At 67.7% G+C, this 25,442-nt stretch carries 20 protein-coding genes and 1 pseudogene; 7 read left to right on the top strand and 14 right to left on the bottom strand.

Translation table 11 applies throughout. From position 1 onward, the window contains the following. Positions 1 to 278: 278 nt before the first annotated feature. Positions 279 to 1,220, bottom strand: coding sequence for a GlxA family transcriptional regulator (locus P7V53_RS12535; protein WP_280155802.1), 942 nt, complete (start codon positions 1,218 to 1,220; stop codon positions 279 to 281). Positions 1,221 to 1,319: 99 nt separating this feature from the next. Here P7V53_RS12535 and P7V53_RS12540 point away from each other — a divergent pair, with 99 nt between their 5' ends. Both P7V53_RS12540 and P7V53_RS12545 read left to right on the top strand, forming a co-directional pair. Further along, positions 1,320 to 2,117 (top strand): SDR family oxidoreductase, encoded by a 798-nt coding sequence (locus P7V53_RS12540; protein WP_280155803.1) that lies wholly within the window; start codon positions 1,320 to 1,322, stop codon positions 2,115 to 2,117. 106 nt (positions 2,118 to 2,223) lie between these two features. After that, positions 2,224 to 2,958, top strand: a complete 735-nt coding sequence (locus P7V53_RS12545) for a gamma-glutamylcyclotransferase (RefSeq protein WP_280155804.1) — start codon at positions 2,224 to 2,226, stop codon at positions 2,956 to 2,958. Here P7V53_RS12545 and P7V53_RS12550 read toward each other — a convergent pair. Together P7V53_RS12550 and P7V53_RS12555 are read right to left on the bottom strand one after the other, a co-directional pair. After that, a complete protein-coding gene (locus tag P7V53_RS12550) occupies positions 2,945 to 3,856 on the bottom strand; it encodes a LysR family transcriptional regulator (protein WP_280155805.1) in 912 nt (303 codons plus the stop codon). The two genes, P7V53_RS12545 and P7V53_RS12550, sit on opposite strands and share 14 nt — an antisense overlap. A 79-nt stretch (positions 3,857 to 3,935) precedes the next feature. After that, the gene (locus tag P7V53_RS12555) at positions 3,936 to 5,132 is read right to left on the bottom strand and encodes an MFS transporter (protein ID WP_280155806.1); all 1,197 of its coding nucleotides are present in this window, start codon (positions 5,130 to 5,132) and stop codon (positions 3,936 to 3,938) included. A gap of 359 nt (positions 5,133 to 5,491) precedes the next feature. On the opposite strand from P7V53_RS12555, the gene P7V53_RS12560 reads away from it, so the two are divergent. Together P7V53_RS12560 and P7V53_RS12565 are read left to right on the top strand one after the other, a co-directional pair. Beyond that, positions 5,492 to 6,430, top strand: a complete 939-nt coding sequence (locus tag P7V53_RS12560) for a glycosyl hydrolase (RefSeq protein ID WP_280155807.1) — start codon at positions 5,492 to 5,494, stop codon at positions 6,428 to 6,430. A gap of 132 nt (positions 6,431 to 6,562) precedes the next feature. After that, the gene (locus P7V53_RS12565) at positions 6,563 to 9,511 is read left to right on the top strand and encodes a di-heme oxidoredictase family protein (RefSeq protein ID WP_280155808.1); all 2,949 of its coding nucleotides are present in this window, start codon (positions 6,563 to 6,565) and stop codon (positions 9,509 to 9,511) included. Positions 9,512 to 9,608: 97 nt separating this feature from the next. On the opposite strand, the pseudogene P7V53_RS12570 reads toward P7V53_RS12565, so the two are convergent. The 10 genes and pseudogenes from P7V53_RS12570 to P7V53_RS12615 all read right to left on the bottom strand — a co-directional run bounded on the left by P7V53_RS12570 (position 9,609) and on the right by P7V53_RS12615 (position 22,545). Continuing rightward, a pseudogene (locus P7V53_RS12570) lies at positions 9,609 to 10,675 on the bottom strand (patatin-like phospholipase family protein). Positions 10,676 to 10,706: 31 nt separating this feature from the next. Beyond that, complete coding sequence (locus tag P7V53_RS12575) at positions 10,707 to 11,489, bottom strand: 3-hydroxybutyrate dehydrogenase (protein ID WP_280155809.1); 783 nt, start codon at positions 11,487 to 11,489, stop codon at positions 10,707 to 10,709. Between the two features lie 5 nt (positions 11,490 to 11,494). Beyond that, entirely contained in the window at positions 11,495 to 12,247 is a 753-nt protein-coding gene (locus P7V53_RS12580; RefSeq protein WP_280155810.1) for an acetoacetate decarboxylase, read from the bottom strand. A gap of 40 nt (positions 12,248 to 12,287) precedes the next feature. Next, on the bottom strand, positions 12,288 to 13,679 hold the full coding sequence (locus tag P7V53_RS12585; protein ID WP_280155811.1) for a GntP family permease: 1,392 nt from the start codon (positions 13,677 to 13,679) through the stop codon (positions 12,288 to 12,290). A gap of 190 nt (positions 13,680 to 13,869) precedes the next feature. Further along, positions 13,870 to 14,523, bottom strand: a complete 654-nt coding sequence (locus P7V53_RS12590; protein ID WP_280155812.1) for a LysR substrate-binding domain-containing protein — start codon at positions 14,521 to 14,523, stop codon at positions 13,870 to 13,872. 135 nt (positions 14,524 to 14,658) lie between these two features. Further along, positions 14,659 to 15,828 (bottom strand): MFS transporter, encoded by a 1,170-nt coding sequence (locus P7V53_RS12595; RefSeq protein WP_280155813.1) that lies wholly within the window; start codon positions 15,826 to 15,828, stop codon positions 14,659 to 14,661. Beyond that, the gene (locus P7V53_RS12600) at positions 15,825 to 17,237 is read right to left on the bottom strand and encodes an efflux transporter outer membrane subunit (protein WP_280155814.1); all 1,413 of its coding nucleotides are present in this window, start codon (positions 17,235 to 17,237) and stop codon (positions 15,825 to 15,827) included. Before P7V53_RS12600 ends, P7V53_RS12595 begins: the two co-directional genes overlap by 4 nt. 1 nt (position 17,238) lies before the next feature. Next, complete coding sequence (locus P7V53_RS12605) at positions 17,239 to 20,424, bottom strand: multidrug efflux RND transporter permease subunit (RefSeq protein ID WP_280155815.1); 3,186 nt, start codon at positions 20,422 to 20,424, stop codon at positions 17,239 to 17,241. Between the two features lie 23 nt (positions 20,425 to 20,447). After that, entirely contained in the window at positions 20,448 to 21,683 is a 1,236-nt protein-coding gene (locus P7V53_RS12610) for an efflux RND transporter periplasmic adaptor subunit (RefSeq protein ID WP_280155816.1), read from the bottom strand. A gap of 22 nt (positions 21,684 to 21,705) precedes the next feature. Then, positions 21,706 to 22,545, bottom strand: coding sequence for an alpha/beta hydrolase fold domain-containing protein (locus P7V53_RS12615; RefSeq protein WP_280155817.1), 840 nt, complete (start codon positions 22,543 to 22,545; stop codon positions 21,706 to 21,708). Between the two features lie 99 nt (positions 22,546 to 22,644). Between P7V53_RS12615 and P7V53_RS12620 the strand changes: the two genes are divergently transcribed. Next, positions 22,645 to 23,547, top strand: coding sequence for a LysR family transcriptional regulator (locus P7V53_RS12620; RefSeq protein ID WP_280155818.1), 903 nt, complete (start codon positions 22,645 to 22,647; stop codon positions 23,545 to 23,547). Between the two features lie 31 nt (positions 23,548 to 23,578). Here P7V53_RS12620 and P7V53_RS12625 read toward each other — a convergent pair whose 3' ends face one another. Then, positions 23,579 to 23,929, bottom strand: coding sequence for a DUF4148 domain-containing protein (locus tag P7V53_RS12625; protein ID WP_280155819.1), 351 nt, complete (start codon positions 23,927 to 23,929; stop codon positions 23,579 to 23,581). Positions 23,930 to 24,167: 238 nt separating this feature from the next. On the opposite strand from P7V53_RS12625, the gene P7V53_RS12630 reads away from it, so the two are divergent. Both P7V53_RS12630 and P7V53_RS12635 read left to right on the top strand, forming a co-directional pair. After that, positions 24,168 to 24,569 carry a cupin domain-containing protein gene (locus tag P7V53_RS12630; RefSeq protein WP_280155820.1) on the top strand — a complete coding sequence of 134 codons (402 nt, stop codon included), beginning with the start codon at positions 24,168 to 24,170 and terminating at the stop codon, positions 24,567 to 24,569. A gap of 85 nt (positions 24,570 to 24,654) precedes the next feature. Beyond that, positions 24,655 to 25,395 (top strand): response regulator, encoded by a 741-nt coding sequence (locus P7V53_RS12635; protein WP_280155821.1) that lies wholly within the window; start codon positions 24,655 to 24,657, stop codon positions 25,393 to 25,395. The last annotated feature ends 47 nt before the right edge of the window (positions 25,396 to 25,442 follow it).

Here is a 25,442-nt window from a genome sequence, read left to right on the forward strand (position 1 = left end):
GGCCACTCCCTGCGGTCGAACCCGACCCTCTCCCGCAAGCGGCAGAGGGAGCCCGTCTCTCTCCCTCGCCCCCGCAGGGGGAGAGGGTCGGGGTGAGGGGCCGTGGCCCAACGCCGACTAGTGGCCTGTAACGGCCGATTCGGAAGTGCCTGCCGCGCAGGCGACGCGCATGGCGGCGTTGCAAATGCTCGCGATGCCTACGGGCATCGCTGCGCTTTGCGCCTTGCCCTGCGCACCGCCTGCGCGGCCTTCACTCCCGAATCGACCGTTACAGGCCACTAGGCGGCCTGCTGGCGCGCCACGCGGCGGATCGTCTGAGGCGGCTGGCCCAGCGTGCGCACGAACGCACGGCGCATGCGGTCCGGATCGCCGAAGCCCGTCTCCTTGGCGACGACGGCCAGCGGCAACTCGCCGGCATCGATCAGGTTGCGCGCGGCTTCGACGCGCAGTTTTTCCACCGCGTGCGCCGGTGCCTGTCCGGTCGCGGCCTTGAACATCCGGCTGAACTGCCGCGCACTGAGGTGCGCCACCTCGGCCAGGTCCTCCACCGACAGTCGGTCCCGGAGGTTGGCGCGGACATGGGTCAGCGCCTTCTGGATGCGATCGGACTTCGGATCCAGCTCGAGCAGCGCCGAGAACTGCGACTGCCCGCTCGTGCGCCGGTGGTAGACCACCATCTTCTTCGCGATCGCGCGCGCCAGGTCGACGCCGTGGTCCTCCTCCACCAGCGCCAGCCCGAGGTCGATGCAGGCCGTCATGCCGGCTGACGACCAGACGTTGCCGTCCTTCACGAAGATGTGGTCCGGCAGCACCTTGATCTGCGGATGGCGGTTCTGCAACTCCTGCGTGACGGCCCAATGGGTCGTCGCGCGCCGGCCGTCGAGCACGCCGGCCTGTGCGAGCAGGAACGCGCCGGTGCAGATGCTGGCGATGCGGCTGCTCGAGCGTTGTGCCCGCTGCAGAAACCGTTGCATCGCCGGCGTGGCGCTCGGTGCCGTGATGGAGCCCATCACCAGCACCGTGTCGATGTCATCGATGCGGAATCTCCGCGAGTCCACCGTGGCGCCGGACGAACTCGCCACGGGCCCGCCGTCTTCCGACAGGCGCACCTGCCGATAGGCCGGCCGGCCCAGCTCTCCATTGGCCAGCTCGAACACCGTGGTGATCGCGAGATCGAGGATCTCGAACCCCGGGAAAAGCACCACGGCGACGGTCTTCATGAAGATGTCCTTTTTTGCTGGAAGCATGACATTCAAGACTAGTCGTCCCGCCCCACCATTGCAAGGCCGATGACTGATCGGTTCACATGGAGCAAGGACATGACTGCAAAGGCAGACAAGGGAACCGCACTGATCACCGGCGCGTCGGGCGGGATCGGTGCCATCTACGCCGACCGGCTGGCCGGGCGTGGCCACGACCTGGTGCTGGTGGCGCGCAACGAGGAGCGGCTCGCTGAGCAAGCGCAGCGCATCCGCAGCGAAACGGGGCGTGCGGTGCGTACGCTGCGCGCCGACCTGAGCGACCGGTCCGACCTGGCCAAGGTGGAGACCTTTTTGCGCAACGAGCCGGGCGTGTCCATGCTCGTCAACAACGCAGGCTTCGGCGCCGTGACGCCGCTGCTCGCCACCGACGTCGACAAGATGGAAGAAATGATCGACGTCAACGTGACGGCGCTGACGCGGCTGACCTATGCGGCGGTGCCCGGCTTCGTTGCCCGCGGCCGCGGCGCGATCATCAACATCGCATCGATCGTCGCCATCGGGCCCGAGATCCTCAACGGTGTGTATGGCGCCAGCAAGGCCTATGTGCTGGCTCTCACCCAGTCGCTGCAGCACGAGCTCGCCGACAAGGGCATCCGGGTGCAGACGGTGCTGCCGGGCGCAACGGCCACCGAGTTCTGGGACGTGGCGGGCATGTCGCACGCGCACTTGCCGCAAGGCTGGGTCATGGACGCGCACACCATGGTCGATGCGGCGCTCGCCGGATTCGACCAGGGTGAAGTCGTGACCATCCCGCCGCTGCAGGACGGCGAGGACTGGACCCGGTACGAGGCAAGCCGCCGCGAGCTGTCGCAGCGCTTTTCGCACGCGCAGCCTGGCGCCCGTTATCTGGGGTGATGACACCGGGTGCGGTGCGTGCTCGGTCGCGACAGCAAAACTGCTTTCCGTGAAGGCGCCTTTTTCGGGCGGTTCGGGAGTGGTTTGATGCGGCTGCCGCGACACGATGGCGCACCGCATGACCGCAGACGACAGAACCCACGACCTTCACGCGCTGACCCGGCAAAGGCTGAGCGCCGGCACCTGGCTGGACGCACTGCGGGCCGCTCCGCCGGCGGGCATGAAGATACGCAGCGACGACGAGCTCGACGCGTCTCTGAGCGACGCTCTAAGACATCATGACCCGGCCGCAGACGTCCATGTGTTCGGCTACGGATCGTTGATGTGGAACCCGGCGATGGAGCACACGCAGGTCCACAAGGCCCGCGTGCGGGGCTGGCATCGCCGGTTCTGCTTGCGCTTGTTCATCGGCAGAGGGTCGCCGAAGCAGCCGGGCGTGATGATGGCGCTGGACCGGGGCGGTGCCTGCCACGGTCTGCTGTTCCGCATCCCGGCTCGCCATGCGCGTGACGAGCTGCACTTGCTGTGGCGGCGCGAAATGGCCTTCGGCGGATACGACGCCCGATGGGTTGCGGCGTCGGTCGATGGACGCGTCGTCCGGGCGCTGACCTTCGTGGCCAATCGCAGGCAGGGCCGGTACGCAGCATTCGCCGCGGACGAGGTGGCGCACTTCATCCGAACGGGCGCGGGCAGCCTCGGCACGTGCCGGGGTTACTTCGAGGCGACCTTGCGCAAGCTCGACAGCCTCGGCATCAGGGATGCCGGCATCGAGCGTGTCCGGCTGGCTCTGCTGCGGGCCGATGCCCGCGACGCCGTGGCGTCGCCGGTCAGCTCCGCCTGAGGTGGGGATGTCTTTCGAAGAGGTCGACGACCCAGTCGATGAACACCCGGACCTTGGCGCTGAGGAAGCGGTTCGGCGGGTAGATGACGTGAACCGGGATGGTCGGGGTTTGCCAGTCTTCGAGCACCGCAACCAGCCGGCCTGATTCCAACGCGGCGTGCACGGCGTATGCGGGCGCCTGGATGATGCCCAGGCCGGTCAGGCCTGCCGCCAGGTAGGCGTTGGTGTCGTTCAGCAAGAGTCGGTTGGACGGCGGGACTTGCACCTCGCCCGAGTCGTTCGAAAACCGGAACGGGTGCGCCCGGCCGGTGTGGCTGGACAGCATCCCGATGGTGGTCCGCGTCTTCAGTTCGTCCGGCGTTGCCGGTGCGCCGTGGGTGGCCAGGAATTGCGGGCTGGCGCAGGTGGTGAAGCGAAACTCGCCGATGCGCCGAGCGACCAGGGACTCCTCGACGATATTGCCGGCGCGTATGGCGCAGTCGACGCCCTCGGCGATCAGGTCGGATTTGCGGTTGCTCGTTCCCAGGTCGACCTCGACCCCGGGATAGGCCCGGTAGAAGTCGCCCATCGCAGGCAGCAGCACCATGGTGCCGATGGTCGCCGGTGCCTCGACGCGTATGCGCCCCGAGGGCGTCGTCAGCGACTGTTTCGCCGACGACTCGATGTCGGCCAGCTCCGTCAGCAGCCTCACCACCCTCTCGTAATACGTCGCTCCTTCGGGCGTCACGGTGAGCGTGCGTGTCGTTCTCTGCAGCAGGCGGACTTCCAGATGCTGCTCCAGCCCCTGGATCAGCCGCGTCACCGTGGCGTTCGGCAGATCGAGGCTGTCTGCTGCCTTGGTGAAGTTGCCGGCTTCGACCACACGGACGAAGGTGTTCATCGCGGCGATGAGGTCCATCACGGAACTCCAGGCTGGGGCTGGACGACGATGGTACGGCTAGCCGGTCGTCAGGCCGGCCCCAGCGAAAGCGAGAGATTCAAGCGTTGTCGCGCTTCGCCATCATCACCAGCGCGGCCACCGCCATCGCCATCACGACGAGGCCGTAGCCGAGCGCCGTCGTCCGCAAGCCGTACTGGCCCGTGAACAGGCCGGCAACGATGGCCGGAACGCTGAAGGCGAGGTAACTCAGCACGAAGTAGCTCGACATCAGCCCCGCGCGCTCGTGAGGAGCGGCCAGCGGAACCAGGCTGCGCACCGCGGCGTTGAGGCCGGCGCCGAAGCCGAGGCCGGCGATGAGGCTGCCGACGAAGAAGGCCGCGGCCGACTCGAATTGCACACCCGCCACCGTCACGCCGACGCCGATCGCCAGGGCCGCGGCGCCGACCGCGAGTGCCCAGCGAGCAGGGCGGTTGCGCACCATCAGGATGGCCGCCGCGCTGCCGAAGGACAGCAAGCCGATCAATGCGCCGCCCATCAGCGGCGAATGGTTGTGCGTGACGAGGCGGGCGAGCGTCGGGCCGAGCGAGAAGTACAGGCCGCCGAGCGCCCACTGCGCGGTGTTGACCGGCAGCACCTGCCACATGGTCGTGCGGGCCTTGAGGGGAATCGCCAGGCTGGGCCTGAGCGAACGCCATGCACCGGCCCGCCGCTCGACAGTCTCGGGCAAGTACAGCGCCGCCGCCACCTGCAGCGCGAAGGCGACGAGCAGAAGCTCGAACACCAGCTGCGTCGGCGCCGGTGCGAACTGCGCGAGCAGGCTGGCACCCAGTGCGCCGACACCCAGGCCGACCATCGGCGCAACGCTGTTGACCACCGCGCCGCGCTCGCGATGCAGGTCGAGCAGTCCGGCGCTCAGCGCGCTCGACGCGATCCCCGTCGCCACGCCCTGCACGACGCGAGCAGCCAGCAGCCAATGGACCGACTCGGCACCCCGGAAGACGAGCACCGCCACCAGCTCGAGACCCAGCGCGGCGAGCAGCACGTCGCGCCGGCCCCGATGGTCGGAAAGCGCGCCGAAGACGAGCAGTGCGGCCAGCAACGCGAAGGCGTAGCTCGAGAACACCAGCGTGAGCGTCAGTGCCGAAAAGCCCCAGGCCTCGCGATAGATCGCGTACAGCGGCGACGGCGCGCTCGAGGCGGCGAGAAAGGTGATGAGGATCGACCCCTTGAGCCAAAGCGCTTGAGCGTGGCTCAGGCGCTTCACGGGAAAGGCAGCGATGGGCACGGCAGACATGGCACTCCTCGTCTTTGTTCAAAGCAGCTATTTGCCTGGGCGCAGTCTGCTGACCTGGACTGCTTGCGCATAGCCCATGTCCTGCAAAACTCAATTTCGCTGAAGTGGTCGATGTCGGTTTCAGGGCATGCGCGATTCGCGCGATGTGACGGACAACGACATGCAGCGCGGTGCGCTCTCTTCGCTGTTGGGTCATCCGCGTAACGATTTGTGAATTCCACGCGTGACACACCCCGCAGCGCCGCGCTGGCATGGAGGCTGCGCCATCCCCTGGCGAGACCGCGCGGCCATGAAGTTCCCTGAAGTTCATTGCCCAGGCCTTGCCCACGCCATCGAACAAGAACTCAGGAGAACAGACAGTGAACAACAAGAAGAACAAGGATCGGCGGCGCCTGCTTGCCACGGCTTTCGCCGCTGTGGCCGCGGCCAGCCTCACGGCGTGCGGCGGAGGCGGCGGGGCGCCGTCGGCCCCATCGCCGCCATCACCATCATCACCACCACCCTCGGGTGGCGGCGGCCACAGCAAGAGTTCGAAACGCGGCATCGCCTACGACCTCGCCACTGCACCGGACCTGGCCGCGCTCGCGCCCGGTGTCAGCTGGTGGTACGGCTGGGGTCTGCAGCCGAACGCGGGCGCACCGTCCGACCACGCTGCGCGCTTCGGCATGGACTTCATCCCCATGCTGTGGCGCGACTTCGACGACGCGCAGGCGCTTGCCTTCCTGCAGGCGCATCCGGATGTCCACTATTTGCTGCTGCTGAACGAGCCGAACCTGACCGACCAGGCCAACCTGACGCCGATGCAGGCCGCGCAGCTGTGGCCGCGCTATGAGGCGATCGCCGCGACGACCGGCGTGCAGCTCGTCGGCCCTGCGATCACCTGGGGCACGATGCCGGGCTTCGCCGATCCGGTGGTGTGGCTCGATGCCTTCTACGCCGCCTACCGCGCGGTCAACGGCAACCGCGATCCGCGGATCGATTGCCTCGCCTTCCACTGGTACGACTACGGCCTGAAGGAGCAGCTCGATCGCCTGACGAAATACGGCAAGCCGTTCTGGGTCACCGAATTCGCCAACTGGCACAACGGCGACGGCAACGCGCAGATCGACACGGTGGACAAGCAGATGGCGCAGATGACCGAGATGGTCGCGCTTTGCGAGTCGCGCGCCGACGTTCTCCGCTACGCATGGTTCACCGGACGCTGGACGCAAGGGGGCGATCCGCACCACACGAGCCTGCTCGCTGCGAATGGGGAGCTCACGGCACTCGGGAGGCACTACATGGGGCTGCCGTTCTGAATTCGGCCCGTGGCTCTTGGCATCAATCCTGCGCACACCACGACACACCGGCATGCCGACGAACTTTGCTGAAGATTCATGGCAGCTGTCGGTCGGCCACATCAACCAAGAACGATCAGAGGAGTCTCCACCATGAAGCACATCGTCCCTGTGGATCAGACGCGGTCACGCTCCGTGCTGACCTTGAGTTCTCTCGTGCTCGCCGCTGCTGCCCTGAGCGCCTGCGGTGGCGGCAACAGCGAGAAGGCGTCCGACGGCATTGCCGCTCCGCCCGCCGCGGCCCCTGCGCCGGGAGGCGGATCGGAGGAGCCCGTGCTGGAGTTGCCCGCGCCCGCGCCTGCGCCTGCGCTTCCGGTGCCCGGTGCCCCAGTGGCTGCTCCCCCACCACCGCCCACGCAGCAACTGCCGTCGGGCATCGACATGAGCAATCCAGGCGTTGCGGTCAAGCCGGTCGCTGCGACAGCCTCGTCGTCTGCGAACCAGGGCAACAGCGCCGCAAATGCCATCGATGGCAGCGCCACCACGCGTTGGGAGAGTGCTCACACGAGTGCAGAGTGGATCCAGTTCGACTTCGGCACCAAGACGCAGCTCGGCTACATGAAGCTGGTCTGGGAAGCTGCGTACGGAAAGGAGTACGCGCTCGAAGCGTCCGACGACGGCGTCACCTGGTACCAGCTGCGCTACGTGACGGGCGCCAAGGGCGGTACCGAGGAGTTCTTCAACCTCAACGCGAACGTCCGCTACGTCCGCATGCGAGGCGTGGCCCGTGCCACGCAGTTCGGATATTCGCTGTTCGAGGTGGAGTTCAAGTCTCCCGGCAGCGACAACTCCTTGCCCGTGTTGTCCACCTCGGCGGAGAAATTCCCGGCCAGTGGCGCCGCGCTGGCGCCAGCGCCTGCCGTGCAGGCTCCCCTCGAGATGGTTCAGTTCTCGCTGGCCGATGGCACCTTGGTGACCCGCTTCGGCATGGTCGGCCGGTCCCGCCACGCGCGCGAGCGCGGCGAGGAATGGAACGAAATCGGCTACGGCCTCAACGAAACCGTCGACGCCGCGGGCAAGCCGGTGGACAAGGGCCCCGGCGCCCACCTGAACTTCGTGGCGAACTACTTCAAGAACCGCACCTGGGGCGTCGAGTTCATCGACAACAGCAAGGTGGCCGGCGTGACCAAGCCGAAGCTGATCATCAACCAGTACTTCCAGCAGGCCCAGAAGGGGGGCGGGCATTCATTCGTTCGCCGCTTCGACACGACCGGCGTCACCGGCTTCGGCTGGATGAGCCCGGGGGATCTGCTGGACGACTCGACGTACACGGCGGGATTCAACGATGTCGCCGCGTGCCCCGTGGTGCCGAAACCACCGGAAGGTGCGCTGAGCCGACCCACCAGCGGCTACAACGGAATCATCGGGGCCAACGACGGCTGCAGCGTGGTCTTCGACACCTACCCCGGACACACCGCGATCGCCCCCGACGCCAACGGTGTTCTGGTCCCCAACGGCGTCAGCGTTCCCGCACGCCCGCTCAAGCCGGGTGATGCCCTCGAGTTCACGGGCTCGTTCTTCTCCACCCGCGCAGCCATGGACGCCGTCGGCGACAGCGGCGCCGTTCGCTACTACACCAACGAATTGACCTACGTGGTGGGCACGGGCCTGCGGCCCTGGTATGGCGTGCAGCCGCGGCTGATGAACGCCCCGCTGCCGGACGAAACCCTGTCGGGTGGCATAGGCTCGGTGTCCTACGACTACGCCGACAACGCGCAATTCATCTTCCAGCAGCCGCACAACAACATCGGCATGCAGAACATGCAGCGCTTCGTGGAGGGGCGTCGCTGGCTGCACACCAACCTGTGGAATGGCGATCACACCGAAGTGGGCAACGACCGCAACGAAGCAGCCATCGGATTGCAAGGCCCGCGCTTCAACCAGTCCTCGTGCTTCGGATGCCACATCAACAACGGCCGAGGCGTCGCTCCGGCGGCCGTCAACCAACGGCTGGACACGATGGCCGTGCGCACTGCGACGCTCGACGCCGACGGAAAGCAACTGCCGCATCCGACCTATGGACTGGCGGTGCAGATGAACGCGCGATCCCTCGCTACGGGCAAGCTGCAGGACTGGGGGACCAGCGTGCGTGTGTCAGGCTTCGACGTCAAGACCGTGACGCTCGCGGATGGCACGGCGGTGGAACTGCGCAAGCCGAAGATCTCGTTCGACGGCCCGACGCCTGCCGTGCATTCGCTGCGCAGCGCTCAGCCGATGATCGGCATGGGTCTGCTCGAGGCGGTGTCCGATGCGGAGATCCTCTCGCGTGTGCGCACCACCCCTGACGCGGACGGCGTGAAGGGCCAGGCCAACTACGCGTACGACCCGGAGACGGGAGCCGTGCGCCTGGGCCGCTACGGCTGGAAGGCCTCCAAGGTGAGCCTGCGCCACCAGTCCGCTGCGGCGGCGCTGCTCGACATGTCGGTGACGTCGCCGGTTTATCCGAACCGCGACTGCCTCGCCGGGCCGGCCAAGTGCACGTCGGCCAAGGTCGAGAAGGGGCTCTCCGAAGACGCATTGACCTTGATCACGCGCTACCTCCGCCTGCTGGCGGTGCCCGCACAGCGCAGCGTCGCCAGCGGATTCCCGAAGGGCGTGGCGCCCTTGTCGTACCTGGATGTCAATCCGGCGCAGGTCGCCGCCGGCGCCAAAATCTTCGAGAACATGCGCTGCATCGCGTGCCATACCGCCACGATGAAGACGGGCGAAGGCTCGGAGATGGCCGAGGTGCGCAACCAGACGATCAAGCCTTACACCGACCTGCTGCTGCACGACATGGGCCCCGATCTGGCTGACAACCTCGTCGAGGGGCAGGCCACCGGCAGCATGTGGAGAACCTCCGCCTTGTGGGGCATCGGCTATACCGAATTGGTGGCTGCGAGCAAGAGTGTCCCGGTGGGTTATCTGCACGACAGCCGGGCACGCACGCTCACCGAGGCGATCCTCTGGCACGGTGGAGAAGCGGCGGTGAGCCGCCAGCGGTTCCAGGCGCTGTCGAAAGCGGATCGCGACGCCTTGCTGGCCTTCCTCCGTTCGTTGTGACCTCCTGCGAGAGGGGCGAGATACAGGCGCGCTGGTCCTTGCACTTTGCCTGGCGAGGCTGCTCTTCGATGACCGCGATATTTCACCGGCACAGCTTCTAGCCGTTCGACTCGTGCACGAACAAGCCCTGCATCGGATCGATTGGATCCCTCCAGGGTGCGCGCACGATGGCCTGCAGCGCGTCGCGATGTCCAGCACTCCAACGCGGGCGAATGCCCGTGCGCGTGAAGTCGACGTCCTTCAGGTAGTCGTCGCCCGGAATCGCCGGCGCCTTCAGGCGCACGAGGTGCACCGTCGTCTCGGCGCCGTGCGCGGCCAACTTGAGCCGGCTCGGGATCTGGTCTCTTGGCCCCGGCCAGCGATCCAGAAGGTCGTGCAGCAGACGGCGCAGGTGATGCAGTTGTCTTTGCCGCGCGATGTGCGAGTCGGCATGGCTGGCGAACTGGATGTCCTTCTGGCGGGCCATCACTTCCCAGATCGAACGCGGCTCGGCCGCCGTTCGCTGCCAGACGTCGACCGCGAAGATCAGCGCGCTGCGCCGGGGCCGGTCCTCGATCACCGGTTCGACCGGCGTGTTGGAGTAGATGCCTCCATCCCAGTAGGCCTCGCCGTCGATGCGCACCGCTGGGAACGCCGGTGGCAGTGCGCCTGAAGCCATCACATGATCGATCCCCAGCGGCGTGTCGCGGCTGTCGAAATACTTCATCTGCCCGCTGCGTACCGCGACCGCGCCCACGGTGATGCGCGTGCTGCCCTTGGCCAGCAACTCAGTGTCGACCAGCTCGTGCAGTGTGCTCCGCAGGGGCTCTGTCGAATAGTACGAAGCCTCGTCGAGGCCCAGCGCTGCATGCGGGCCGGCCCAGGCACGCAGGCGAGGCGTGAAGAAGGCCGGCAGGCCGCTGGCGGCGATCGACCAGGCGCCGACCGATGCTTCTGCTCCACGCGTCGCCAGAACTCGCGCAGTCGGCCGAGTCGCGTGGCTTGGGGATTGCCCGCAATCAGCGCGGCGTTGATGGCCCCGATCGACGTGCCGATCACCCAGTCAGGCTCGAGCCCCGCGCCGGACAGCGCCTCGTAGACCCCGGCCTGGTAGGCGCCCAGCGCGCCGCCGCCGGGCAGCACCAGCACGACTTGCTCATGGCGATCACGGGGCTTGCGGCTCATGTGCTGGACTTTCGGCGCGACGCCGCGCGGGCTATTGCATGAACCAGCCATGGCTGACCACCATGGACTGGCCCGTCAGCGCATTGCTGGGAAACGAGGCGAACATCAAGGCCACCTCGGCCACGTCGGCGGAGGTGGTGAACTCGCCATCCACCGTGTCTTTGAGCATGACCTTGCGCACGACATCGTCTTCGCTGATGCCGAGCGTGCGCGCCTGCTCGGGGATCTGCTTGTCCACCAGCGGGGTGCGCACGAAGCCTGGGCAAATGACGTTGGCTCGCACGCCGTGGGGAGCACCTTCCTTGGCCACGACCTTGGCCAGCCCGGTGAGGCCGTGCTTGGCCGTGACGTAGGGCGCCTTCAGCAGCGAGGCTTCCTTGGAGTGCACGGAGCCCATGTAGATGATGCTGCCGCCGCGGCCCGCCGCGTACATGTGGCGCAGCGCCGCACGGGTGGTCAGGAAGGCACCGTCGAGGTGGATGGACAGCATGCGCTTCCATTCCTCGAAGGAGAACTCCTCCACCGGCCTGACGATCTGGATGCCGGCGTTGCTGACCAGAATGTCCAGCCCGCCGAAATGCGCGACCGCACGATCCACGGCCTGGGAGACCTGGGTTTCGTTCGCCACGTCGACCGCCACCCCGAGGGCTTGGTGGCCGGCGTCGGCCAGGCGCTGAGCGGCGGCTATCGCGGCCTGCTCGTTGAGATCGGCGATCACGACCCGCGCGCCTTCGCGCGCGAAGGTCAGCGCGATCTCGTGGCCCAGGCCGCTGGCGGCACCGGTCACGAAAGCAACCTTGTCTTTCAGTTTCATGCGTTTCACTCCTTGGGCAGGCTCGATGAATAGTCATGCACGACCGTGCCCAGCGCGAGCGTGAGGTCGGTGACGAAGTGCAGTGCCGACACCACGCGGCGCACGGGCAGATCCGCCACCGGGGCCAGCGCATGGGGATGCAGCTCCAGCGACGCGGGTCCGGTCCAGGCGCCCTTCAGCGTCACGTCGGTCGTGTGGAAGCGCACCAGCTCGCACACGCGCAGGGAGCCGTCGACATGCGGAATCACCTTCAGCAGGTAGTTGGGCTCGGCCAGGGCGCCCAGCACGGCTTCGGGCGCCACCGCGTGGTGCTTGAAACCCATGGTGGCCGTCGCGATGCGCACCGGGCCGTAGTCGAGCGTGCCCACCAGGGTGTCGCTGGCCACCGACAGGTGAGGCGCGCCGAGCTTCTTGGGGAAGCCCCAGAGCTCGCGTCCGCCGGCGATGGGCGAGTGGTTGTCCAGGAACATCGCATGCACATAACTGCCCGGACGGCCGTCGAGCGTTACCGGGATGACCTGGCCGGCCTCGGTGTAGTCGCCGAAGCCGGTGGAATCCGGCATGCGCATGAACTCGAACTTGACGATGGGCTCGCTCACCTCCAGCGGCTGCGGCACGACCGCGCGCAGCGCAGCCATGTCGGTCTCGTAGGTGATCACGAGGTACTCGCGGTCGATGAACCGATACGGCCCGTGGGGAAAGGCGGGGCTGGTCAGCGGCATGGCAAAGGGCCCGCCGCGCAGGTCTTGCACGCGCATGGATGCTCCAGTGGGGTGAGAGGGGGAAAGGGGAACAGGGTCAGTACAGGCCGGTCGCCAGGTAGAAGGCGATGACGGCGAAAACAGCGAGCGTCTTGAGGCAAGTCACGGCGAAGATGTCGCCGTAGGACTGACGGTGCGTCAGCCCGGAAACCGCGAGCAGCGTGATGACGGCCCCGTTGTGGGGCAGCGTGTCCATGCCGCCGCTCGCCATCGCGGCCACGCGGTGCAGCACTTCCATCGGGATGTGCGCGGCCTGGGCACCTGCGATGAACTGGTCAGCCATGGCGGCGAGCGCAATGCTCATGCCGCCGGAGGCCGAGCCGGTGATGCCTGCCAGCGCGGTCACGGAGACCGCTTCGTTGACGAGCGGGTTGGGCACGGCACGAAGCGCATCTGCCACGACAAGAAAGCCCGGAAGCGCCGCTATCACACCGCCGAATCCGTATTCGGACGCCGTGTTCATCGCCGCCAGCAGCGAGCCAGCCACCGCCGACTTGCTGCCTTCGACGAAGTGTTCGGCCACCGAGCGCCATGCAAAGACCAGGACGGTCGCGATACCCGCCAGCAAGGCAGCCTCGACCGCCCACACCGCCACCAGCGGGCCTACTTCCGTGGTGACGGGATGGGCCAGACCGGGTAGCGCGACAGCCACCGTCTTGCCGTACAGCACGGGGATCCACGAGGTGAAGAGCTTGTTGCACACGCCCACCATGACGAGCGGCGAGATGGCCAGCCATGGGTTGGGCAGGTTCGTGGCCACGAACGGCGGCGGCTCGTTCAGCGTGTGGGTGCCATAGCCTTCGCCGGCCCGAGCGGCGGCAGCGCGTCGCCATTCCAGGTAGACGAGGCCCGCGACGAGAATCAGCATCGCGCCGATGATCCCGAGCCACGGCGCAGCCCAGGTGGTGGTGCGGAAGAACGTGGTCGGAATGATGTTCTGGATCTGCGGCGTGCCCGGCAGCGAATCCATGGTGAAGCTGAAAGCGCCGAGCGCGATGGTGCCGGGGATGAGGCGCTTGGGGATGTCGAGATGGCGGAACAGCTCCGCCGCGAACGGGTACACCGCGAAGACGACGACGAACAGCGACACGCCGCCGTAGGTGAGTGCTGCGCAGACCAGCACGATCGACAGCATGGCCCGCTGGCGACCCACCAGCTCGATGGTGGAAGCGACGATGGCTTTGGCGAACCCGGACAGCTCGATGAGCTTGCCGAACAGCGCGCCGAGCATGAAAACAGGGAAGTACAGCTTGATGAACTGCACCATCTTGTCCATGAACACGCTGGCGTAAGCCGGCCCCACCAGCGCCGGCTGCGTCAGCAGCACAGCCAGCAACGCGGCCACGGGAGCGAACAGGATCACGCTGTGGCCACGGTAGGCCACGAAGATGAGCAGCCCGAGGGCAAGCAGAACGACGAGCAGTGACAACGCAACATCTCCGCAAGGCACGTGCCGTCGTGAACGGCACATGGTGAGATGCTAGAAGGCGAGAACCATTCTCGACAGCGCCGGAAGGGGGAGGCAGGTTCCAACCTTGGGCAGACCTCGCTACAAGCTCGGCGACGCAGCGTTGTCCATCTCTGGCGCGCGAACCTGCCCCGCGGCGCCGTGGTCCAGCTCACCAGCAGCACCAGGGTCGTGTCCAGGTCGAGGTGATTGGTCGGCGTCGCATCGATGATCGGGCCACTGACCTGCGGCAGGCGCACCCCTGCAACTCCAGCACCGGCTTGCCGGCCGGCGCGCGACTAGAAGACCACGCTCGCTTCTTCACCGCAGAGCATTCCAAGCCCGTGACCGGCCCCGTTCGCGAAGGAACGCGCAGGCAAGCAGGACGTTCCCTCTCCCGCTTGCGGGAGAGGGTCAGGGTGAGGGTGTGCGCGCCGGCCCTCACCCCAGCCCTCTCCCGCAAGCGGGAGAGGGCGTCCCGATCGCTTTGTTCCTCGACGAGCCCCGCGACCCAGTCGACGAAGATGCGCAGCCTGCTGCTGACGTGCCGATGGGGTGGATACACGACGAACAGCGGCGTGCTCCCCGCGCTCCATTCGGTCAATACGGCCTGAAGCGCTCCCGTCGCAAGATGCGGCGCAGCCATGAACGCCCTTGTGTAAACGATGCCCACGCCCGCCAGGCCGGCCGACAGCATGGCGCTCGAGTCGTTAGGGGCGATCGTCGACCTGACGTTGGCTTCGTAGTGCTCTTCGCCGCGTTGCATCACGTAGACCCGGCGCCTGATGTCCAGCGAAAAGTAGGTGCGGCGCGCCACGAGGGACACGTCAGTGACCTGGAAGAGCCGAAACTGTTCAGCGCCGAGTTGCGGGATGCCTTTCGGCCGCTGCGCTGATTGCTCGGTGGAGCGTGCGTGGATGGTGCGCCACTGTGGGACCGGGCAACTGGCGCAAAGCCGTGGCTACGCTCGATGCGTCGCGGCGAGCAGGTTGACCGCCATGGCCGCCAGCGCGAGCGCCGAGCCCACCAGCGCCAGCCCGATCCAGGCGTGGTGCTGTGCTGCAAGGCCGCCCAATGCCGCACCGGCTGCGCCACCCAGGAAGTTGGCCACCATGAACACGGTGTTCAGCCGACTGCGCGCATCCTGCCGCAGCCCGAAGATGCGGGACTGGTTGGCAACGAAGCCGGCACGGTTGCCGAGGTCGATCAACACCATGCCGACGACCAGCCAGACCAGGCTCAGCGCACCCGCGGCAATGAAGCCGAAGGCGGCTGCGATCGTGATCGAGCCCACCAAGACCATGGTGCGGGCGCCGACCCGATCGACGATCGTGCCGATTCGAGGCGATGACGGGATGCCCACCAGCCCCACGAGTCCGAACGCGCCGATGGTGGCGGGCCCGAGCCCGTAGGGCGGCCGCGAGAGCAACGCAGCGATCGTGGACCACAGCGCGCTGATGGCGGCGAACATGAGCAATCCTGTCATGGCCGCGATGCGCAGCAGGCGCTCTTCGCGCACCAGGCGACCCACCGAGCGCATGAGGTCGCGGTATCGCATCGAGGTCAGGCCTGTCGACTCGGGCAGATGCCTGAGAACGATGGCGAGAAGCACGAGGTCGACCGCCGAGGCAAGCACGAAGATCGCTCGCCAGCCGAGATGGGCTCCGACGAACCCGCTCAGTGTGCGTGCAAGCAGCAGCCCCGACGTGAGTCCACCCAGCAGGGTTCCGACGACACGTCCCCGCGCCTGCGGCGCTGCCCGGCCCGAGACGGCCGGAATGATGATCTGCGCGGTGATGGCAGTCATTCCGACCACGAAGCTGAAGGCGGCGAGCAACGAGAACGTCGGTGCCAGCGCGCAGGCGAGCAGCGCGATCGCATTGGCGACGATGGCCATCGATGCCAGCCGGCGCGGCTGGAGGGTGTCGCCGAGCGGAACGAAGAACAGCAGGCCGGTGGCATAGCCGAGCTGCGTCAGCGTTGCAACGAGACTCCCGCGAGCGAGCGTCACGCCGAACGACGATGCCATCTGCGGCAGGAGCGGCTGGTGGTAGTAGACAGTGGAGACGGCGAGCGCGCAGTTCAGTGTCATCAGGAAGACCAGCCGCCCGGAGAGGGCTGGCGTCGTCACGATGCCTCGGCCCGGCGGTCCCACGAGCCGCCGAGCGCGCGGATGAGGCCCACGGTGGCCTGGTACTGGGCGGCTCGAACCCGTGCCGCCTGGCGACGGCTTCGCAGCTCGCTGCGCTGCGCGTCGAGCAGCTCGAATTGACTGATGAGCCCGTTGCGGTAGCGCGAATTGGACAGCGTCGTCGCCCGGCTCGCCGAGCTGACCGCCGTGGACTCGGCATGGGCCTGCTCGCCCAGCAGCCGCAAGGCCGACAGCTGGTCCTCGACGTCCTTGAACGCGACGAGCACCTGCTCGCGGTAGGTGGCGAGCGCACCGTCCATCTCGGCCCGGGCCGCCTCGATGCCGGCCTCGCGCCTTCCGCCGTCGAACAGCGGCAGCGACAGCAGGGCGCCGATGCCCCATGCGCGAGCCGATCCCTTGAAGAGGTTCGACAGCTCCGACGATGCGACGCCGCCGGCCGCCGTCAGCTGGAGGTCGGGGAACCAGGCTGCTTGCGCCACGCCGACCCGCGCCTGTGAAGCGAGCAGCTGTCGCTGCGATGCCGCCACGTCCGGCCGGCGGGCCAGGACCGTGCTCGGCACGCCCGCGGGAATGATCGGCAGGGGCGCATCCCACGCCGCCGGCGCCACGGAGAAGCTCGATGCCACCTCGCCGACCAGAACCGCCAGCGCGTGTTCGAGCTGGGCACGCTGGGCCTGCAACGCCAAGGCTTCGGACTCGGTGGCCGCCAGCTCGGTGCGCACGCGCGCCACGTCCAGTTCCGCCACGTCGCCGGCCCTGAAGCGCGACTCGATCAGCCTCAGCGTGTCGCGGTACGCGGCCACCGTGTCGCCGACGATGCGGTGCTCGATGTCGAGGGCGCGCAGCGTGAAGTAGGTCTGGGCGACGTCCGCCTGGACCAGCAGCTGCGCGCTGCGGAGCAAGGCCTGGCGCGACTCGGCGTCGAGTGCTGCCGCATCCGTCGCCCGCGACAGCTTGCCGAACAGGTCGACCTCGTAGGACAGGCTGGCGCCGGCGCTCAGCTGCGTCTGCGGCGCTCCTGCGGGCGGCTGCGCGCCGCGCGTGGCGCCGGCCGACACGCCGATCTGGGGCTGTCGCTGAGCGTCCGCGCTGCGCACCAGCGCCTGGGCTTGCGCCAGGCGTGCGGCTGCGACATGGATGCGGTCGTTGCGCTCGATGGCGCGCGACATCAGCTGATCGAGCAGCGGATCGCCGAACGCCTTCCACCACTCGCCCCGAGCCTGCGCATCGGCCGGAGCGGCGACAGTCCAGTGTCCGTCGCCTTCCTTGAACGCCGCGGGCGGGGCCGGAAGCTTCGACGCGTCGATCGCCGGCGGGGACGCGCATGCGGCCAGCGCCAGGGCTGCCGCCAGCGGGAGCAGGCGCATGTAGACGAGAGAGGGCTTCATGTCAGGCGGCCTCCACATCCGCCGTGGGCGTCGGCGTGGTCTGCCCGTGGTGCCTCAGCGCGCGGTTGCCCACCAGGCGGCGCATCAGCACGTAGAACACCGGCGTCAGGAACAGGCCGAAGGCCGTGACGCCGATCATTCCGCTGAACACCGCCACGCCCATGGCGCGCCGTGTCTCGGCGCCGGCCCCGGTCGCCAGCACCAGCGGAATCACGCCCATGATGAAAGCGAACGAGGTCATGAGGATGGGCCGCAGCCGCAGGCGCGCCGCCTCGATCGCTGCCTGGATCGGCGTGCGCCCGGCGAATTCCAGCTCGCGGGCGAACTCCACGATGAGGATGGCATTCTTCGCCGACAGTCCCACCAGCACCATCAGGCCGATCTGCGTGAAGACGTTGTTGTCGCCCTTGGTCAGCCACACGCCGGTCATCGCGGCCAGCAGGCCCAGCGGGACGATGAGGACGATGGCGATCGGCAGCGTCACGCTCTCGTACTGCGCCGCGAGCACCAGGAACACCAGCAGCACGGCCAGCGGGAACACCCAGACCGCGGAATTGCCGGCCAGGATCTCCTGGTACGTCAGGTCCGTCCACTCGTAGGCGATGCCGGGCGGCAGCGTCTCCGCGGCGATGCGCTGGACGGCGTCTTGCGCCTGGCCGGAGGAGTAGCCCGGCGCCGCCGTGCCATTGATGTCGGCCGACAGGAAGCCGTTGTAGCGGATCGCCCGCTCAGGCCCGAAGGTGGACTGGACCTTCATCAGCGCTGACAGCGGCACCATCTCGCCGGTGGACGAGCGCACCTTCAGCGCGCCGATGTCCTCGGCGTGCGACCGGAAGTCCGAGTCGGCCTGCGCGCGAACGGTGTAGGTCCGACCGAAGCGGTTGAAGTCGTTGACATAGGCGCTGCCGAGGTAGATCTGCAGCGTGTCGAACACGTCGGTGACCGACACGCCCAGCTGGCGGGCCCTGGTGCGGTCGATGTCGGTGTACAGCTGCGGCACGTTGACCTGCAGGCTGGTCCACAGCCGCGAGAGTTCCGGCGCCTTGCGCGCCTTGGCCAGGAACTCCTTCGTCGCCGCATCCAGCGCCTCGTAGCCGAGCGAGCCGCGGTCCTCGATCTGCAGCTTGAAGCCGCCGGTCGTTCCCAGGCCCTGCACGGGCGGCGGCGGGAACAGCACGATGGTGGCCTCCTGGATCGCGCCGAACTGCTTGTTCAGGCGCGCCGTGATCGAGGCGGCGTCCTGGCCCGCGCGCGGCCGGTCCTCGAAAGGCTTGAGCGACACGAACACCACGCCGGCGTTGCTGCTGGTGGTGAAGCCGTTGATCGACAGCCCGATGAAGGCGATGGCGTGTGCAACGTCCGGATCCTTCAGCGCGATCCCGCTCATGCGGCGGATCACTTCCTCGGTGCGATCGAGGCTCGCGCCGTCGGGCAGTTGCGCGAAGCCGACGAGGTACTGCTTGTCCTGCACCGGCACGAACCCTTGCGGGATGACCTTGAACAATCCGACCGTGAGGGCGGCCAGCGCCAGGTACACCGCCAGCATGACGGCCTTGCGCGAGATGGCACGCCGCACTCCGCCGCCGTAGGCCTCGGCGCCGCTTCGGAACACGCGGTTGAAGCCGCGGAAGAAGCCGCCCAGCACACGGTCCATGCCGCGGGTCAGCGCGTCCTTCGGAGCGTCGTGGCCGCGCAGCAGCAGGGCCGACAGGGCCGGCGACAGGGTCAGCGAGTTGATCGCGGATATCACCGTCGACATCGCGATCGTCAGCGCGAACTGGCGATAGAACTGCCCGGCCAGTCCGCTGATGAAGGCCAGTGGAACGAACACGGCGACGAGCACCAGCGCGATCGCGATGATGGGCCCCGACACTTCTCTCATCGCCTGATAGGTCGCCTCGCGCGGCGTGAGCCCGGCCTCGATGTTGCGCTCGACGTTTTCGACCACGACGATGGCGTCGTCCACGACGATGCCGATCGCCAGCACCAGCCCGAAGAGGCTCAGCCCGTTGATGGAGAAGCCCATCGCATGCATGACCGCGAAGGTTCCGACCACCGACACCGGCACGGCGAGCAGCGGGATGATGGAGGCGCGCCAGGTCTGGAGGAACAGCACGACGACGATGACGACCAGGATCACCGCCTCGAGCAGCGTGTGCACCACGGACTCGATCGATGCGCGCACGAACTGCGTCGTGTCGTAGACGACGGTGTAGTCGACGTCCTCCGGCATCGTCTTCTTCAGCTCCGCCATCTGGGCGCGCACGCCGTCGGCGATCGAGATGGCATTGGAGCCGGGCTGGGCGGTGATCGCCAGCGCCACCGCCTCCTTGTTGTCGAGCAGCGATCGCAGGGAGTACTCCGCCGCGCCGAGCTCGAGGCGTGCGACGTCACGCAGGCGCGTCACCGCTCCGTCAGCGCCGGTCTTCACGATGATGTCGCCGAACTCCTCCACGGTCTGCAGGCGGCCCTGCGCGTTGACCGACAGCTGCACGTCGATGCCCTTGCTCGGCGACGCGCCGATGATGCCGGCGGCCGCCTGCACGTTCTGCTCGCGCATCGCCCGCACGACGTCGCTGGCCGACAGGCCGCGCTGGGCGATCTTCTGCGGGTCGAGCCACGCGCGCATTGCGTACTCGCCGGCGCCGTAGACGCGGATCTGGCCCACGCCCGGCACCCGGGACAAGCGGTCCTTGACATTGATCACTGCGTAGTTGCGCAGGTAGGCGAGGTCGTAGCGGCCGTGGGGCGACACCAGGTGGACCACCATGGTCAGGTCGGGCGAGCTCTTGATCGTCGTGATGCCCAGCCGGCGCACCTCCTCGGGCAGCCGCGGCTCGGCCTGCGACACCCGGTTCTGCACGAGCTGCTGCGCCTTGTCGGGATCGGTGCCGAGCTTGAAGGTCGCCGTCAGGGTCAGCGCCCCGTCGGCCGTGGCCTGGCTGCTCATGTAGAGCAGGTCTTCCACGCCGGTGATCTGCTCCTCGAGCGGCGTGGCCACGGTCTCGGCGACCACCTTCGGATTGGCGCCCGGATACTGCGCGCGCACGATGACGGAAGGCGGGACGACCTCGGGGTACTCCGACACCGGCAGGCCGCGCACCGAGATCGCGCCGGCAATGAAGATCAGCAGGGACAGCACGCCCGCGAAGACGGGCCTGTCGACGAAGAACTTGGACAGGTTCATGACGCACTCCGGCCCGGCGAGCCTCAGGACCGCTTGCCGCTGTCGGGATGCGCCGACGCTTCGGCGGTCCCGCCCATCGTCACGGGCTGCGGCGCCACCAGCGCTCCCGGCCGCACGCGTTGCAAGCCGCTGACCACGATGCGCTCCTCGGGCTTCAGGCCGGAGGTCACGATGCGCAGGCCGTCGACAGTGGCGCCGAGCGTGACTTCTCGATAGGCCGCCTTGTTGTCGTTGCCGACCACCAGCACGAACTTCTTGTTCTGATCGGTGCCGACGGCACGCTCGGTGATGAGCAGTTCCTGCGTGGTCTTCGCGCGCCCCAGGCGCAGCTTGGCGAACTGGCCCGGAATGAGCGCGCCCTGGACGTTGTCGAAGCGCGCGCGAACGCGGATGGTGCCGCTGCGCGCGTCCACCTGGTTGTCGATGAGCTGCAGCTTGCCGGGGTACGGAGTGCCGTCGCTGGCCGCCGTGCCCATGCGCACGGGAATCAGGTCGATCCGGCTGCGATCGCCATTGACGCCGGGCACGTCCTGCAGCGCGCGCAGCACCACCTGCTCGTCGACGTCGAAGCTGGCGTAGATCGGGTTCACCGAGACCAGCGTGGTCAGCACGGGCGACGCGGGACCTGCGGCGATGAGGTTGCCGACGGTCACGTCGAACTTGCCGGCGCGTCCACCAATGGGCGCACGCACTTGCGTGTAGCCCAGGTTCAGCTTGGCGGAGGTCAGCGATGCGCGCGCGGCGCTGAGGTTGGCCTCGGCTTCGCGCAGGCCGTGATCGCGCTCGTCCCGCTCGCGCTGCGAGATCGCCTGCTCCTGCCAGAGCCGCTGCGCACGCTCCTGCTCGACGCGCTGGTGCGTCAGGCGGGCCTCGGCGGCGGCCACCTGCGCCTGCGCGCGCTCGACTTCGGCGGCATAGGGCGCGGGGTCGATGGTCACGAGCAAGTCCCCCGCGTGGACCAGCGCTCCTTCGCGGAAGTGCACCGCCTGGACGGCCCCGGACACCCGCGCGCGGATGTCGACGTGCTCGACAGCTTCGAGGCGGCCGGAGAACTCTTCCCAGGCGGCCGCGGGCGCTTGAACCACGGAGGCCACCGACACGGCAATGGCTTGCGGCGCTGCCGGAGTCTGCGCGGCGGTCGCCTGGCCGCCATGCAAGGCGAAGAGGGTCGCAGCGGAACCGGCAGCAAGGGCGGCGACCGCTGCGCCGATGGTGATCGCCCGGCGCCTGGAGGGCGCGCGGGTGGGCGTGATGTTCACGATGAAGGTCCTCGATGAGTGGCTAGGAGTGGGCCGTGCCGGCGAACAACCGGCGCAGCGAGTCGAGTGCGACGGCCGTCCAAGGCGCTTGTGCGGGGGCCTCGTGCATGTAGGCCGCGGGAAAGTTCGTCGGTGACGGAAGCGACAGCAGCTGCGTGTGCGTGCCGTGGGCGATGAGGCGCTGCGAATATGCCCGTGTCTCGTCGCGGAGCGGGTCGTCGTCCGAGGTGAAGAGCAGGGCCTGCGCCAGTCCATCGAGACGCACCGCGTCAGCGGGAGCGGCGTATGGGTGGGAAGCGTCGGAAGGACGTGGGGCGTAGCGGCGCCAGGCTTCAACGAACCGGCAGCCGGCGGTGCCTGCCTTCGCCCGGCGCTGGGAATCGGTCGCCAGCAGGGGGTTCAGCATTGGAGAGAACAGGATCTGCCCTGCGAGCGGCAGCTCATTCCTGTCCCGCACCATCATCGCCAGCCCGGCGGCGATGTTTCCGCCTGCCTCGGCACCGGCGACGTAAGTCTTCTTCCTGGCGTAAGTGGGCTCGCGATACAGGTGCAGCATCGACGTGTACGCAGCACAGAGAGCATGCGGAAACGGATGGGCGGGCGCGAGCGGGTACTGCAGCGACACGACGCTGGCTCCAGCTTGGACGAGCAGTCGCTCGATGGCTGTCATTCGGCCTGCCGCGGGTGCGCTGACGAACCCACCGGCGTGCAGGTGCAGGACCAGGGGCGCATCCGTTGCGGGATGCGGGTACCACCGGGCGAGATGAACGATGCCCGCGCCGTCGGGGATGCGCAATTCGACGCCGGAGGGTGAAGCATCTATGACTCTGGAGGGACTCGAGTTGTTCATGGCACGGCGCATCGGTTGACGGTGCTAGAAAGATAGGAGCAACGGTCTCCCGGATAAATCGGGCTGCGTCAGTCGCAGCGTTTCAACTCTCAGCACAATCGAGGACGCACCATGGACAAGCTCGGCGCGATGAGGGCCTTCGTGCGGGTCGTCGAAGCGGGTACCTTCACCAAGGCGGCCGACTCGCTCGGCGTGCCGAAGGCGCAAGTGACGCGCTCGGTCCAGTCGCTCGAGCAGGAGCTGAAGACGCTGCTCCTCAACCGCACCACGCGGCGAGTGACCGTCACGGCAGACGGCGCGGCCTACTACGACCGCACGGTGCGCGTGCTCGACGAGATCGAGGAGATCGAGTCGAGCCTGTCGCACGCCAAGATGAGCCCGAGAGGCAAGCTGCGCATCGACGTCGCGGCGCCCATCGCGAACCTCATCCTCATCCCGGCGATGGAGGACTTCTGCGCGCGCTACCCCGACATCCAGATCGATATCGGCATCAGCGACAAGCCGGTGGATCTCATCGGCGAGAACGTGGATTGCGTGCTGCGCGCCGGCGCGGTCACGGACCCGTCTCTCGTGGCGCGTCGCATTGCCGAGATGCAGCGTGTCGTGTGTGCTTCGCCGGCGTACCTGAAGCGCTGCGGCGTGCCGCTGCATCCATCGGACCTGGACAACGACCCCCACCGCGTCATCAACTTCTTTTCCTGGGGCGGTGAAGGCTTCGTGCTGCGGCGTGGCGACGAGCAGTACGAAGTGAACGCCAAGTCCACCATTGGTGTGAACGACTCCAGCGCGATGCTGGCTGCGGGGCTTGCGGGCCTGGGAATCGTGCGCACCGCCATGTTCATGGCCGAGCCATATCTGAAGGCCGGCACGCTGCAACTCGTTCTGCCCGAATGGTCCCGGGGCGGCTTCCCCTTGTATGTCGTGTACCCGCCCAACCGGCACGTCAGTGCCAAGGTGCGCGTGTTCATCGACTGGGCGGTGGACCTCTTCGCCCGCACGCTCGAACCGCGCTGACCGGCCTTGCGACGACCAGCGCGAGCGTCGATCAGGGCGAAGTCGTCGACGGCGCCGCGGCGACGTCGACCACTTCGCCGCGACGCTTCGCGATGTTCTGCACGAGGGACGCGAACTCCTGCGACGAGCGCATGGCGGCGTAGCGCGCGGAAGCGAGGCGGTACTGCCGGCTGAACGTGTCGGTGGCCTCGCCATGCTCGAGCTCGGCGAGTCCCGAGCGGCGATAGATCTCGAGCTCGGCGAGGACCTCGGCCCGGCTCCTCGGCTGGGGCAGGGTGACGTCCTTGAACTTCGCCCAGACGTCGGGCGTGGCCTCCTGGGCCAGGGTTGCGGTGACGCCGAGTCCGGCGACGAGGGCTGCGAAAAGGTGCTTGGTGCTCATGACGGTTCCTGTGGTGAAGTGGGTCAATGACCGGCCCTTTCGATGAAGCTCGCTCATTGATGAGAGGAACTGTAGGGACGAGGCCGCGCTGGGAAAAGGCCAGTCTTCGCAAACCACCTTTTCAGAATCTCGAACGCGTCGCCGCGTCCTTCCGAAGACAGATTCGCAGCTCCTGCCTTGGGCACATGGCATTGCGTGCGCAGTTCCCTAACCTGCACGTCGTGCTTCAGGAGATTGCATGAAAGCGATTCGAATGGTCGCGGCGGCACTGGCTGTCGCGGCGAGCGGCTGGGCGCTGCACACCGCGCATGCACAGCTGGCCGGTGTGGGGCGCATCGACCTTCTGCGGCACGACTTGAGCATCGCAGGACGCGAGGCGATCCAGGTGCGCGTCGACATCGCCTCCGGCGTGGTCGCACCCAGGCACAACCATCCCGGCGAAGAGCTCGTCTACGTCATCGAAGGCGTGCTCGAGTACCGGCTCGACGGCAGGCCGCCGGTGACGCTCAAGGCCGGCGAGGTCCTGTTCATCCCGCCCGGGACGAACCACGAGGTGAAGAACGTCGGCAGCGGCAATGCGGCGGAGCTGGCAACCTACATCGTCGAGAAGGGCAAGCCGCTCATCGCGCTGGCGAAGTGAGGCACGGCGAGGTGCACCCAGGGACGCCAGGGCGCTCGAAAGTGCCTACAGTGCTGTCTTCCCCAGCGCATGGGTGCGCACGGCCATGAACGCAAAGACCTCCGACCACATCCTCATCGTCGACGACGACCGCGAGATCCGCGAGCTGCTCACCACTTACCTGGTGAAGAACGGCATGCGCGTGATCGCGGTTCCCACCGGACGCCACATGCGCGCCGCGCTCGAGGAGCATGGCACCTTCGACCTCATCATCCTCGACCTGATGCTGCCCGGCGAGGACGGCATCGCGCTGTGCCGCGACCTGCGTTCCGGCAAGCACAAGGCGATCCCGATCCTGATGCTGACGGCGCGCAACGACGAGGCCGACCGCATCCTGGGCCTCGAGATGGGCGCGGACGACTATCTGGCCAAGCCCTTCGCCGCGCGCGAGCTGCTGGCGCGGCTGCGGGCGGTGCTGCGGCGCGCGCGCATGCTGCCCCCCAACATGCGGTCGACCGAGGAGGCGACGAAGCTGGCATTCGGCGATTGGCAGCTCGACACGACGGCGCGCCATCTCATCGACGCCGGCGGCGTGATGATTCCCTTGAGCGGCGCCGAGTACCGCTTGCTGCGCGTGTTCCTCGACCATCCGCAGAAGGTGTTGAACCGCGACCAGCTGCTGAACCTGACGCAGGGACGCGACGCGGAACTCTTCGAGCGCTCGATCGACCTGATGGTCAGCCGCCTGCGGCGCCACTTGCGCGACGATGCCCGCGAGCCGCGCTACATCAAGACGGTGCGCAGCGAGGGGTACGTGTTCTCGTCGGCGGTCGAGGGGCTGGAGTAGCTCGGGGTCGCCGGCCCGGCCAGGTCTGGCGCCGCACCGGAACGCTT

Origin of the sequence: Piscinibacter sp. XHJ-5 (genome assembly GCF_029855045.1) — a bacterium.
Lineage (GTDB): Bacteria > Pseudomonadota > Gammaproteobacteria > Burkholderiales > Burkholderiaceae_C > Albitalea.